11 protein-coding genes and 1 tRNA gene are annotated in these 13,045 nt (G+C 64.6%); 7 read left to right on the top strand and 5 right to left on the bottom strand.

All coding sequences use genetic code 11. The annotated features are described in order from the left end of the window. Window positions 1–48: 48 nt before the first annotated feature. The 3 genes from J5J83_RS21555 to J5J83_RS21545 all read left to right on the top strand — a co-directional run bounded on the left by J5J83_RS21555 (window position 49) and on the right by J5J83_RS21545 (window position 3,312). Complete coding sequence (locus J5J83_RS21555) at window positions 49–978, top strand: ABC transporter substrate-binding protein (RefSeq protein ID WP_212352156.1); 930 nt, start codon at window positions 49–51, stop codon at window positions 976–978. Window positions 979–1,023: 45 nt separating this feature from the next. Beyond that, on the top strand, window positions 1,024–1,956 hold the full coding sequence (locus J5J83_RS21550; protein ID WP_212352154.1) for a carbohydrate kinase: 933 nt from the start codon (window positions 1,024–1,026) through the stop codon (window positions 1,954–1,956). Window positions 1,957–2,121: 165 nt separating this feature from the next. Continuing rightward, the gene (locus tag J5J83_RS21545; RefSeq protein WP_212352152.1) at window positions 2,122–3,312 is read left to right on the top strand and encodes an ROK family transcriptional regulator; all 1,191 of its coding nucleotides are present in this window, start codon (window positions 2,122–2,124) and stop codon (window positions 3,310–3,312) included. A 271-nt stretch (window positions 3,313–3,583) separates the two neighbouring features. Here J5J83_RS21545 and J5J83_RS21540 read toward each other — a convergent pair. From J5J83_RS21540 to J5J83_RS21525, 4 genes are all read right to left on the bottom strand, one after another. Continuing rightward, window positions 3,584–3,660 (bottom strand) — tRNA-Pro (locus J5J83_RS21540). Between the two features lie 48 nt (window positions 3,661–3,708). Next, window positions 3,709–4,638 carry a polyprenyl synthetase family protein gene (locus J5J83_RS21535; RefSeq protein WP_349251958.1) on the bottom strand — a complete coding sequence of 310 codons (930 nt, stop codon included), beginning with the start codon at window positions 4,636–4,638 and terminating at the stop codon, window positions 3,709–3,711. A 134-nt stretch (window positions 4,639–4,772) separates the two neighbouring features. After that, on the bottom strand, window positions 4,773–5,516 hold the full coding sequence (gene ugpQ / locus J5J83_RS21530; protein ID WP_212352148.1) for a glycerophosphodiester phosphodiesterase: 744 nt from the start codon (window positions 5,514–5,516) through the stop codon (window positions 4,773–4,775). 4 nt (window positions 5,517–5,520) lie between these two features. Beyond that, window positions 5,521–6,807: an extracellular solute-binding protein gene (locus tag J5J83_RS21525; protein ID WP_212352146.1), complete on the bottom strand. Its 1,287-nt coding sequence runs from the start codon at window positions 6,805–6,807 to the stop codon at window positions 5,521–5,523. Between the two features lie 198 nt (window positions 6,808–7,005). Between J5J83_RS21525 and J5J83_RS21520 the strand changes: the two genes are divergently transcribed. Next, window positions 7,006–7,377, top strand: a complete 372-nt coding sequence (locus J5J83_RS21520) for a hypothetical protein (RefSeq protein ID WP_212352144.1) — start codon at window positions 7,006–7,008, stop codon at window positions 7,375–7,377. Between the two features lie 15 nt (window positions 7,378–7,392). Here J5J83_RS21520 and J5J83_RS21515 read toward each other — a convergent pair whose 3' ends face one another. Continuing rightward, window positions 7,393–8,430 carry an aldo/keto reductase gene (locus J5J83_RS21515; protein WP_212353552.1) on the bottom strand — a complete coding sequence of 346 codons (1,038 nt, stop codon included), beginning with the start codon at window positions 8,428–8,430 and terminating at the stop codon, window positions 7,393–7,395. A 106-nt stretch (window positions 8,431–8,536) separates the two neighbouring features. Here J5J83_RS21515 and rlmM point away from each other — a divergent pair, with 106 nt between their 5' ends. The 3 genes from rlmM (at window position 8,537) to J5J83_RS21500 (ending at window position 13,016) form a co-directional block, all read left to right on the top strand. Beyond that, a complete protein-coding gene (gene rlmM / locus J5J83_RS21510) occupies window positions 8,537–9,631 on the top strand; it encodes a 23S rRNA (cytidine(2498)-2'-O)-methyltransferase RlmM (RefSeq protein ID WP_212352142.1) in 1,095 nt (364 codons plus the stop codon). A gap of 246 nt (window positions 9,632–9,877) precedes the next feature. Continuing rightward, on the top strand, window positions 9,878–11,353 hold the full coding sequence (locus tag J5J83_RS21505) for a DEAD/DEAH box helicase (RefSeq protein ID WP_212352140.1): 1,476 nt from the start codon (window positions 9,878–9,880) through the stop codon (window positions 11,351–11,353). 88 nt (window positions 11,354–11,441) lie between these two features. Continuing rightward, on the top strand, window positions 11,442–13,016 hold the full coding sequence (locus tag J5J83_RS21500; protein ID WP_212352138.1) for an EAL domain-containing protein: 1,575 nt from the start codon (window positions 11,442–11,444) through the stop codon (window positions 13,014–13,016). The last annotated feature ends 29 nt before the right edge of the window (window positions 13,017–13,045 follow it).

Genomic DNA, 13,045 nt, shown 5'->3' with positions numbered 1-13,045 from the left:
TCCGCCGCGTTCGGTACCAATCCACCACCACTCAGGCAGGAGACATCGATGTACAAATACAAGACCCTTACCGCCGTTCTCGCACTTGCCCTCGGCACGGGCATCGCCCAGGCGCGCGACCTCAATTCGGTCGGCATCACCGTGGGGTCGCTCGGCAATCCCTTCTTTGTCACCATTGCCAAGGGTGCCGAAGCGAAAGTAAAGGCGCTGAACCCCAATGCCAAGGTGCTGACGGTGTCGGCCGACTATGACCTCAACAAGCAATTCACCCAGATCGACAATTTCATCGCCTCGGGCGTCGATCTGATCCTGCTCAACGCCGCCGACGCCAAGGCCATCGAACCTGCAGTGCGCAAGGCACAGAAGGCCGGCATCGCCGTGGTCGGCGTGGACGTCGCTGCCGCCGGCGCCGACGCCACGGTGCAGACCGACAATGTGCAGGCGGGCCAGATTGCCTGCCAGTACATCGTCGACAAGATCGGCGGCAAGGGCAACGTCATCATCCAGAATGGCCCTCAGGTATCGGCCGTCGTCGATCGTGTCGATGGCTGCAAGGCCGTGCTCGCCAAAGCACCCGGCATCAAGGTGCTGTCCGACGACCAGGATGGCAAGGGTTCGCGCGAAGGCGGGATGGACGTGATGCTCGGCCACCTGACCCGTTTCCAGAAGATCGACGCGGTCTTCACCATCAACGACCCGCAGGCGATCGGCACCGCGCTCGCGGCCAAGCAGCTCAAGCGCAAGACCATCGTCACCTCGGTCGACGGCGCCCCCGACATCGAAGCCGCGCTGAAATCGGACACCCTGGTCGAAGCGTCGGCAAGCCAGGACCCCTGGGCCATGGCGCAGAAGGCGATCGAAATCGGTCACGGCATTCTGAACGGCAAACGCCCGGCAAACCCGATGGTACTGATGCCTTCGACGCTGATCACGCGCGACAACGTCGGCAGCTACAAAGGCTGGTCTTCGCCACGCTGAGCATCCCCACGAACCTTTTCCCAACACTCCAAACGGTCGACTTCCATGTTCCTGGTCTGTGGCGAAGCCCTGTTCGACGTCTTCATCGGCAGTGAAGACGATCAGGCACTCCATCTCGACGCCCGCCTGGGCGGTTCTCCATACAACGTGGCGGTCGGCCTGGCCCGGCTTGCACAGCCAGTCGCATTCTTCGGCGGGCTGTCCACCGACATGCTGGGCGAACGCCTGGCGCGCGCACTGGCACGCGAAGGCGTCAATACCACGCTCGCGCCGCGCTTCGACGCGCCCACGACGCTGGGCCTGATCGAGCTCGGCGAGGCAGGCGTACCGCGCTACGCCTTCTATGGCAACGGCGCCGCCGACCGCCTGCCGGACACGGCTCACCTGCCCACGCTGCCCGTGTCAATCCGCTCGATTCACCTTGGCTCCTTCGCCACCGTGGTCGAGCCGGTCGCCACCGCGCTCGAAGCGCTGGTGCGACGCGAGCGTGAAGGGCGACTGGTGGCCTATGACCCCAACGTGCGGCTCAACGTCGAACCCTCCCTGGCACGATGGCGCGAGCGGGTCGAGACGCTTGCCGCCCTCGCCCACCTGGTGAAGATCTCGGACGAGGACGCCGGCCTGCTCTATGGCGACGCCGGCGACGATGCGCTCGCCCGGCGCTGGCTGGACGCTGGTGCGTCGCTGGTGGTGATGACGCGCGGCGGCAAGGGCGCCACGGCTTGGAACAGCCGTGGACGGGTCGATGTCGATGCTCCCCGGGTGACGGTCGTCGATACCGTGGGCGCAGGCGATACGTTCCAGGCCGCCATGCTCGCGCATCTTGCCGAACGCGACGCACTGCATCCTGAACGACTGGCCCACCTGCCATCTGGAGACCTCCGCGACTTGCTCCAGTTCGCTGCGTGCGCGGCAGCCATGACCTGCTCGCGCCGGGGCGCAGACCTGCCCCGCCGCCACGAACTGCCGCCCCCATGATCGCCCGCGACAAGCAAGGGTGCGGGGCCCACGAAAGCACACCGCGAGCTTCTGCGCCAGTATTGACGGACAGCCGATCACGGCCGGGTGTTGGGCCACCCTATTTGATCAAGCTGATTTAGTTAATAATGCGCACTGGAGATCATCACCTCATTCGAGATCCAGATGGACAAGCCCAAACCAGGCCGTGGTCAGAACTCGGTGCAATTGCGTCGCTACAACGAGCGCCTGCTGCTTCAGACCCTGCGCCGTCTCGGTGAAGCCTCGAAAGCCGATCTCGCGCGCAAGACAAAACTCACCAATACGGCCGTCGGCAGCATCATCAATGCGCTCGACGAAGCCCGCCTCATCGAGTACGGCGGACGCCGGATGGAAGGCCGTGGACAACCCTCCACCCTGATACGGCTCAATCCGAAGGGCGCATTCGGCGTCGGAGTGCGCATCGACCGCGAGAGCATCGAGACCGCACTGATCGACTTCGACGGCGCCATCCTCGCCCGCCGCCAGCACAATCGTGCGCTGCCGCCACCCGACGAAGCGCTGCACCTCGTCTGCGCGGATATCGAAGCGGTACTGGCGGTCCTGAGCCCCGGAGAGCGCAAACGCCTTGCCGGCGTGGGACTGGCCCAGCCCTACAACCTCGGCGCGTGGCTGACGCAGCTCGGTCTCACCGACCCGGCCTTTCAGGCTTGGGACAAAGCCGAGTTCGCGCACGACCTGAGCAAGGCCACCGGCCTCGCGGTCTTCGGCGAGAACGACGGCAACGCCGCCGCCATTGCCGAGCTGTTCTACGGCTGCGGGCGCGAATTCGACGATTTCCTTTATCTCTTTCTCGGCCCGGTCATCGGCTGCGGTATCGCGCTCGAAGGCGACTGCCTGCGTGGCGTCAGCGGCAACGCAGGCGACATCGCGGTCATGCCCGTACTGCCCGGAAGCCTGCCCTCGTCGCCCCGCTCCGCCGGAAAGTGGGACCTGTTACTGTCGCGCGCCTCGCTCAATGCGCTGTCGCGCCATCTGCGCCACGCCGGCGAATCGGTGGAAACGCATGCCGCGCTCGCACGCCTGGTCGGGGCCGGTCATCCAGCCGTCAATGAATGGCTGGACGACTGCATCGATGCGCTCGCCCCCGCATTGCAGTCGGCGCTGTGCATGCTGGACGTACCGCGCGTGATCATCGATGCGGATATCGACAATGGTCTGATCGACGCGCTCATGCGCAAACTCGCCCTTGCTCTCGCCGACATCACCCCAGAAGCGCGCCATCCGCCACAGCTGCTCCGTGGCTCCTTCGGTGCCGACGCCGGCGCGATCGGGGCTGCGAGCCTGCCGATGTTCTTCAGCTTTTCGCCGCGCTGACAACGGAGCTTGCGCCGGACTTTCCAATGGCCGGCGTATTGGAAAGGGCGCAACGTCGTGACGAGCCGTTCCCCTGAGCAGGTCTCTGGAAGCAATCGGGACGTGGAAAAAAGTCACCCGCAAGTTCATCCTCGCCAGGAAACCGAGCACCCAGCCTGATGCCAGACTACATCTGGCGCGACAAACTGGTGAAATCTCCCATCTGGCGTGCGCCATGCATCGCGCACAAAACAAAAAAGCCACTCAATGAGTGGCTTTTTTGCGGGATTTTTGGTCGGGGAAAGAGGATTCGAACCTCCGGCCCCTGCGTCCCGAACGCAGTGCTCTACCAGGCTGAGCTATTCCCCGACACTGATTTACAGCTTTGCTTCGTGCTCTGCGAAGCCAGAAATAATATCAGTAATTTCTAGCAACTGCAAAGTCCGATAATTGTAGCAACGCATCCCTGAAAATGGAAGGGGGAAGTGACGAAATAGCGTCGGATGCGCGTTTTGCTTCGTCGCGGGCATGGCGACGGGCGACATCGAGCGCATCGGTGGCGTGGATGGCTGCGAGTACGGCTTCGAAATCGTCCCTGCCGCCATTCTCGATCGCGCCCCTGACCAGCGCCGCCTGTTCGGGCGTGCCCTGCTGCATGACGTGGATCAATGGCAGCGTCGGCTTGCCTTCGGCGAGGTCGTCGCCGAGATGTTTACCCGTTTCGGCTTCGACGGAAGAATAGTCGAGCACATCGTCAATGATCTGAAAAGCCGTGCCCAGGTGCATGCCGTAGTCGGCCAGCCTGCGCTCGGTATCTTCGTCCGCGTCGGCGAGGATGCCGCCAAGGCGTGCTGCGGCCTCGAACAGCTTGGCGGTCTTGTAGCGGATCACGCGCAGGTAGTCGTCGATGTCGACGTCGGCGTTATGGCAGTTGAGCAACTGCAGCACTTCGCCCTCGGCGATGACATTGGTCGCGTCCGACAGCACATCCATGACGCGCATGTTATTCACGCTCACCATCATCTGGAACGCGCGCGAGTAGAGGAAGTCGCCCACCAGCACGGATGCGGCATTGCCGAACAGTTCGTTTGCGGTCTTGTTGCCGCGCCGAAGTTCCGACTCATCGACCACGTCGTCGTGGAGCAGGGTCGCGGTGTGGATGAACTCGACCACGGCGGCCAGCTCATGGTGGTTCGTCCCGCGATAGCCCATCGCGCCCGCGGCAAACAGCACCAGCGCGGGCCGCAGACGCTTGCCGCCACTTTGGATGATGTACTCCGCAACCTGACGAATCAGTACCACTTCGGAGTGAAGGCGCTGGCGGATGACAGCATCCACCGCCTGCATGTCGGCGGCGATCGACGCAAATAGCTGCTGGGCGGACAAGACGGGATGCTCGCGGAAAAAACGGGATGGTAGGGGGCCGCTGCAAGTCGAGTCAAGAAAGACTGCAGATTGTGCCGGCAACGCGACAACCCGGATTACACCAAGGACATATCGATCTGTCGAACCTTGTCGGGAAAGTCCGTGATCACGGTCTCCACCCCCGCATCCAGCATGGCCTTCGCCCGCACCGGGTCATTCTCGGTATAGATCGCGAGGTGGTATCCGCGTTCACGCACCGCCGCGCACCGCGCCGGACTCAAGTACGCGGAATTGGTGTGGATCGCCTGCACGCCCAGTGCGGCGGCGCGATCTGCCCAGTCATGTGGCAGTGCGTCCACCAGCCAGCCGTAGCACGCATCGGGCAACACGGCCATTGCCGCATTTAGCGCCGCGCTAGAAAACGAGGAGATCACCAGCCCCGGAAGATCGCGGCGAATGCCAGCCACCAGACGGTCGGCCACGACCTGCCCCGTCATGCGGTCGAACCCGGCCGCCGGCTTGAGTTCCAGATTGACCGCAAGACCGAGCGCGGTACAGCGGGCAAGCGCATCCTCCAGCGCAGGCAGGCGTTCGCCGGTGAATTGCCGGTCGAACCAGCTTCCTGCATCCAGGCGACGCAATTGCGCCAGCGCTTGCGCGCTGACCCTGCCATGGCCATTGGTGGTGCGTTCGAGGGTTTCGTCGTGGATCAGCAGGGGCAAGCCGTCGGCGCTGAGCATGACGTCGAACTCGACGCCTCGACAGCCACATGCCGCCGCCACATCGAGCCCAGCAAGCGTGTTCTCAGGTGCCAGCGCACCGCCACAGCGATGCGCCAGCACCGGCGGCAGCGGCCACAATGGCTCAGCCCCCGGATGCCCGCGTCACGGCGTTGTCGAGCGCTTCCTTGGCGGCCTTGCGATCGGCCCAGACCCCTGCCAGTTCTTCATCGATGATGCGCCGTATCTTCTCGCGCCCGACCACCGGCTGGGCCGACGAATCGCTGGTGACCGGCTTGTTGGTCAGCTGGCCGACGGCAACCTTGATGTTCTCGAGATCGCCGCCGAGCAGATCGCTCTGCGATGCCAGCAAGCCGGCGCGGTTGAGCGGCAGATAGCCCGTTTCACGCTGCCAGGCGACCTGATTCTCGGGCTGCAGCAGGAAACTCACGAAGCGCGCCACGCCCTTGTATTCGGCCGCTTTCTTGCCGGCAGACACCCACATCGCCGGGCCGTCGGCAAGGGTGTTCTGCGGTGCACCGGGAAAGTCATCGTAGTACGGCAGCCGCGTCACGCCGACATCGATGCCACCCTTGCTGCGGAACTCGGTCCAGCGGTTGGATTGCGCAGCAATCACCGCACAATCGCCGTTGGCGAACTCGTCTTCGGCCTGGTTCGCACGCTCGAACACCTGAAGGTAATGCGCACGATGCCAGCTCGCCATCATGGCCACATGCTTGACCTGGAACATGCCATTGAACGAGGGTGCGAACACTTTGCCGCGCATCGTCGCCACCGGCTCGTTGTGCCAGGCGCTGAGGTTTTCCACCATCACCCGTCCCGGTTCTGCCACAGTGTAGGGGCAGGCATGGCCGGCATCGGCCAGCTTTCCAAGCACCGTCTGCAGATCGAACCAGGTCGCCACGCTGGTTGACGCCGGGTTCATGCCGGCGCGTCGCAGCGCATCACGATTGATGAACAGCACCGGCGTGGACAGCCCGATCGGCAACGCTAGCAGCCGCCCTTTGGCGTCGACCGGCGTGCGCGTCATCATGGCAGGCGGACGCAGGGTCTGCAGCGCGCCGCCGGCCTCTTTCATCACCGCGTACAAGGGCTTGAACCGCGGTTTTCCGGCGAGGAAACGCTCTTCGTCATCGCCTTCCAGGATCATCAGATCGGGCGCATCTGCCGCTTTCCAGTCGCGATCTGCGAGCACGACCTGATAGTCTTTGTTCTGTGCATTGAAACGTTCGATCAAACCCTTCAGCGACGCCTGTGCCTGGTCTGGAAGGCGCTGGAACAGCTCGATCTGCTGCACCTCGACGGGCTTGGGTGCGGCGGCGTGCGCACAAAACGGAGCGATTGTGATGGCGGTCAGGGCGCCGATACGGCGTGCGCTGCGTAAACCAACGGCGGCAAGAATTGAACGCATGGCGTGTTCTGGTCTCTGGCTGAAAGTGGACCGGATGCGAGACACGGACCGTCATCGACATCGGGATTGACATCGGATTATAGACGTCCGGCGCAAGAAGATCTCTCGTCCTCACATGTGCTCACAGCTTGACACCGCTTTCAAGATTTTCGCCACGATGACGTTAATCCGGATAACTCAAATCGATTCCATCAGACCATGCTAAAAACGATTCGACTCGCGACTGTCGTGGCGCTGATGCCGCTGCTCAGTGGTTGCGACCAGCTCATCGAACTTCTGGAACTGCCGAACCCGAAGAAAGAGGCAGCGATGGCCACCGCGGAAGGTGAAGCCATCGGCAGTGCGTGCCGGCACGCCGGGCGTTCGCTGGAAGACTGCTACATCCTCAATCCGGGCGCTCAAAAGGCCGCCATCTTTTCCGGCTGGCGCTCGATGAACGACTACATGATGGAGAACAAGCTCGAAGTCGTGCCTTCGCAACTCCAGCCCAAAGAGGTGACGCCGCCGGCCGCGGAAGCCCAGGCGCAGGCTCAGGCGCCAGCGGCACCCGCCAAGGCGGGCGCGCACTGAACGCCGGCCACCGGATCAGGGCGCCGGATTCGTGTAGCGCAAGTGAATGCGGTTGATCTCTTCCTGCACCTCGTGCGACAGCACGCGCGGCCACGCATCGAGGTTCTCGGCCAGTTGCCGTGCCGAACTCGCGCCGATGATCGTACTGGCCACATGGCGCCGCCGATAGACGAAGGCCAGCGCAAGCTCGGTCGGCGTCATGTCATGCCGGTGCGCCAGCGCCGCATAGGCTTCGACCGCCGGCTGCACGTTCGGCTTGGTGTAGCGTTGCCCGAACCCGGCGAATTCGTTCAGGCGTCCAGGCGCGGCGGGGTCCGTCAGATACTTGCCCGTCAGATGGCCGAATGCCAGCGGCGAGTATGCGAGCAGGCCGACCTGTTCGCGATGGCACACCTCGGCAAGGCCGTACTCGAATACACGGGACAGCAGGCTATAGACGTTCTGTATCGAGACCACTCGCGGCAACCCGGATTCGCGTGCGACGCGCACGAACTCCGCCACCCCCCACGGGTGTTCGTTCGACAGCCCGACATGCCGGATCTTGCCCTCGGCCACCAGTTCGCCCAGCGCCTCGAGCTGCGCCCGGATCGAGGTACATTCGCGCTCGTTTGACGGATCGTAGTCCCACTGCCCGAACATCGGCTGGTTGCGCTCCGGCCAGTGCAGCTGGTACAGATCGATGTAGTCGGTCTGCAGCCGGCGCAGGCTGCCTTCGACCGCGGCTCGGATGTTGGCGCGATCCAGCGCCGGCGGTCCGCCACGAATCCAGCCCAGGCTGCGCGCCGGCCCGGCGACCTTGGTTGCCAGCACGACCTTTTCGCGCGCCTGCCGACGCAGCCAGCTACCCACGATCGTCTCGCTCGCGCCATAGGTCTCGGCCCGCGGGGGCACTGCATACATCTCGGCGGTATCGACGAAATTCACCCCGCGCTCGAACGCCATGTCGAGCTGCGCATGGGCATCGGCCTCGCCGGTCTGCTGCCCGAAAGTCATGGTGCCCAGGCACACTGCGGACACCTTCGGCCCCTGCTCGCCCAACACCCGATAATGCATATCACCACCGCTCATCCGCATTTCTCCTGTTGATTCAAGCCGTCACGACATATCATGCGACCCTTCGCATCACCATGATACTTCAGCGCACCTGCGCACCCTGCCCATGTCCGACCATACACCGCCCGCCAGTATTGCCATCTCCGGCCTGCTCGCCTATTGCCGCCCCGGTTTCGAGAAAGAACTGGCCTCCGAACTGGACGACATTGCTGCAGACGCCGGCATGATCGGCTTCGTGCGCACCCAGCCCAACGCCGGCTATGCCGTCTTCGAAGCCTTCGAACCGGTACCGGTTTCCACCCTCGGCGAGCATGCCGACTGGCGCAAGCCGGTCTTTGCCCGCCAGCTGCTGCCGTGGTTCGCCAAGGTGGACGATCTTCCCGAGCGCGACCGCGCCACGCCGATCGTTGCCGCCGTTCATGCCGCCGGACAGCGCTTCTCGGGCGTGCAGCTGGAAACCCCGGACAATGACGAGGCCAAACAACAAAGCGGTTTCTGCCGACGCTTTGCCGAGCCGCTCACGCGGGCGCTCGAGAAGGCCGGACGGCTGCGCACCAGTCGCACCGGCCTGCCGGTGCTGCACGTGGTCTTCACCAGCCCGACCACGGCCTGGCTGGCCTCGGGGCTGCCCGGCATGTGCGCGCCGTGGCCGATGGGCATCCCGCGCCTGCGCATGCCGTCGAACGCCCCCAGCCGCTCCACGCTGAAGCTGGCCGAGGCCTTCATGACCCTGCTCAGCGACGAGGAGCGCGAAAACTACATCCGCGCCGGTCAGCGTGCCGTCGACCTCGGCGCGGCGCCCGGCGGGTGGACGTGGCAGCTGGCCAATCGCGGGCTGCGCGTAATCGCGGTCGACAACGGCCCGATGAAGGACAGCGTAATGGCCACCGAGATGGTCGAGCACCTCAAGGCCGACGGTTTCACCTGGCGACCGCCGCGCCCGGTCGACTGGATGGTGTGCGATATGGTCGAGCAACCGAGCCGGATCGCCTCGCTGATGGCCGACTGGGTGGCCACCGGCCGCTGCCGCCACACCATTTTCAACCTCAAGCTGCCGATGAAGCGGCGCCTCGAGGCCGTCGAGCAATGCCGCATCCTGATCCAGAAGCGTCTGGCCAGCGTCGGCCCCTACGACCTGCGGATCAAGCAGCTGTATCACGACCGCGAGGAAGTCACGGCTTATCTCGCGCTCAAGCGCTGACGGCAATCCGGGCCGCAGGGCTTGCGACCATGTCGTCGGGCGCTTGATCGCTGCAGCGCCCTGGCAGACGGAAGCACTTGTCACAAAACGCATTTCAGCCTGCGTGTATAATCACCGCTTTATTCTTTTTCAGTCTGCCCGCCAGCACGCGCTCACAAATGTGACGCAGGCCAGGCATGCATTCATCCCGACGCCCTGCGGGCGTCGCATGATGCCGTGGTAGACGGCCCAACCAGAAAGGCACTCATGAGTTTTGCCGACCTCGGCCTCATCCCGGAACTCCTGCAAGCCGTAGCGGAATCCGGCTACACCGAACCCACTCCGATCCAGCGTCAGGCGATCCCCATCGTACTCGGCGGGCACGACATCCTCGGTGGCGCCCAGACCGGCACGGGCAAGACGGCCGGCTTCACCCTGCCCTTGCTGCAACGCCTGGCCCGCCACGCCAGCACCAGCACCTCCCCGGCACGCCACCAGACACGGGCACTGATTCTCGCCCCCACGCGCGAACTGGCGATGCAGGTGTTCGAATCCGTCAAGACCTACAGCAAGCACATTCCGCTGCGCGCCACCTGCATCTACGGCGGCGTCGACATGAAGGCCCAGGTGCAGGAATTGCGCCGCGGCATCGAGATCGTCATCGCCACCCCGGGGCGTCTGCTCGACCATGTACAGCAGAAGACGATCCAGCTCAACCAGGTCGAGATGCTGGTGCTCGATGAAGCCGACCGCATGCTCGACATGGGCTTCATTCCGGATATCAAGCGCATCCTCGAACTGCTGCCGGCAAGCCGCCAGAGCCTGCTGTTCTCAGCCACGTTCTCCGACGAGATCAAGAAGCTCGCGGACCAGATGCTGAAGAACCCGCAACTGATCGAGGTCGCGCGCCGCAACATGGTGTCGGAGACGATTACCCACGTGGTGCACCCGGTGTCCTCGGGCATGAAGCGCAACCTGCTTGCGCACCTGCTGCGTCACCAGCCCGATACCCAGGCGCTGGTGTTCGTTGCCACCAAGATCGTGTGCGGCCGCCTCGCCCACTTCCTCGAGCGCAGCGGCATCTCCGCCGACGCCATCCACGGCGACAAGGGGCAGCAGCAGCGCACCGAAACCCTCGAGGCCTTCAAGGCCGGCAAACTGCGCGTACTGGTCGCCACCGATGTCGCTGCGCGCGGCATCGACATCGACGAACTGCCGAACGTCATCAATTTCGAGCTTCCCCACACCGCCGAAGACTACGTCCACCGCATCGGACGCACCGGTCGCGCCGGCCACAAGGGCAACGCGGTGTCGCTGGTGTGCTCGGAAGAAAAACACTACCTGGCCGACATCCAGAAGCTGATCAAGCTCGAGATTCCACAGGAAATCGTACCCGGCTTCGATCCCGACCCCGACTTTTTCGAGGCAGGCACGCGCCACCGTGGCCGCCGCAGCGGGACTGCAGCCAGCACGGCGGCGATGCCGGCCGAGCCACGCCGCGCAGCACCGGCGTCGGCGCGCAATCCCGCCTCGGGCAGCGATGCGCGCCCGCCGCGCAACGGATCGGGCAGCGCACGGGAGCGGCACAAGTCTCACATCGCCGCCGACGGTTTCGATTTCAGCAAGCCCTACGAACCCAACGCCCCGCAGGAAATCGCGCAGGAAGCCGGCGCCGCCAAAGCCCCCCCGCGACGCCCGCAGCGCCCGATCGCGGTGCTGCTCGGCGGACTGGGGCGAAAATAGGCCCGCGGCGCCCCCTTATTCGAGTGATTCGCCGGGCGATACTTCAAGTATGCTGGGTTCCTGCCGTTAAATGGCTTGAAATCCTCACATGCTGTCGCCCATGAACCACCCTGGCCCCTCGAGGGGCAATGCCAATCCTGACGAGCCCTTCGTTCCCGACCTGTCGGAAGGGGCGGAGACGGGCGTCTATCTGGCCTTGCTCGAACTCATCGACGAGGGCCTGATCATCACCGGCGACGAGCGCATCATTGACGCCAACAGTGCTGCCTGCCGCATGCTCGAACGAGACTACCGGCAAATCGCAGGCCGCCCGCTCGCAGAGCTGTTCGTCGACGAACGCGCGTTTCTGGACGCCCGCGCCCGCCTCTTCATCCAGGGCGAGATGCGCGGCACCCTTCAGATCGCACTGCCTGACGGTGCCGGCCGCCGGTTCCAGTTCGTTGCCGCGGCGCGCCTGCGCCCCGGCATTCATGCACTGATCATCACCCCCGACCCAGCTACCTTCGATAGTGGCGACATGTCGACCACTCGCGCCGCCGCCGCGGGTCTCGCAGACAAGGTCTGGCCGCGGCTGGCCGCCGCACTGGTGCAACCGGTGATCGTGGTCGACGACCGCAATCGCGTCAGCGCCGCCAACGCGGCCGCAATGAGCGCGCTGGGCATGGACCGCGCCAACCTGATCGGCCACGACGCATCCAACTGTCTCAGGGTGCGCTGGCCGGACGCCGGCGGATCGTCCGTCGCCCGCATTCAACCGCGCGGCCAGGCCCGCCCGATTCATGCGCGCATGCTGCCGGGACCCCGTACGGGCTGGCATCTGCTGCTGCTGCCACCGGTGAGCGCAGGACCGGACGCCGCCGTTGCCACTATCCCGATCGCAAGCGTCGGCGCCAGGAGCACCGCGGTCAGGGTCCATCCGCGCATTGAGAACTCCCGACTCGAACTTCATTTCCAGCCCCTGGTTCATGCGCGCGACGCTGCCATCCATGCCGGAGAGGCCCTATTGCGCTGGCACCACCCCAAACAGGGTCTGATCCCTTTCCACCAGTTCGTCGACGCGGCACGCGACGAGGGTCGCCTGCCCGAGCTCGGTGGCTGGGCCCTGCGTGCGGCCTGCAGCAAGGCAAGTGCCTGGCCACGGATGCAGGGACGGGCGCTCACCGTCACGGTCAACATATCGATCGAGCAGATCCTGCACGGCGCGCTGGTGCAACAGGTCACCACCGCGCTGAGCGAAAGCGGCATTGCACCCGGGCGCCTCGAGCTCGATCTCGACGAGCAGGTGCTGGCCGTACCCGATGCCGGACTTGCCGACACGTTGCAGACGCTTGCCGAGCTTGGCGTGCGCCTTGCCATTGACGATTTCGGCCGCGGACTGAGCAACATCCAGCGCCTGAAGCGCTACCCCGTTCGGGCACTCAAGCTGGCGCCGGAACTGGTCGGGCGAGTGGGCAAGGAAGATGAAAGCGATGCGCTGGTCGAGGCGATCGTCTGCATGGCGGCCCCGCTCGGTCTCAAGGTGCTCGCACGCGGCGTCGAAAACGAGGCGCAACAGGCCTTCCTGCTCGCACTCGGTTGCGAGTTGCAGCAAGGCCCGCTGTTCGGCCTGCCGATGCCGGAGGCGAACTTCAGCGATTTTCTCTCGGATCAGCTTTTTTGCTAGGATCACCACCGGCCGGGGCCTGAATCCCG

It is taken from the genome of Azoarcus sp. L1K30 (assembly GCF_018122735.1).
Taxonomy (GTDB): Bacteria; Pseudomonadota; Gammaproteobacteria; order Burkholderiales; family Rhodocyclaceae; genus Parazoarcus.
The sequence above is the reverse complement of the archived record's forward strand: the minus strand, read 5'-3'. Positions and strand labels throughout refer to the sequence as shown.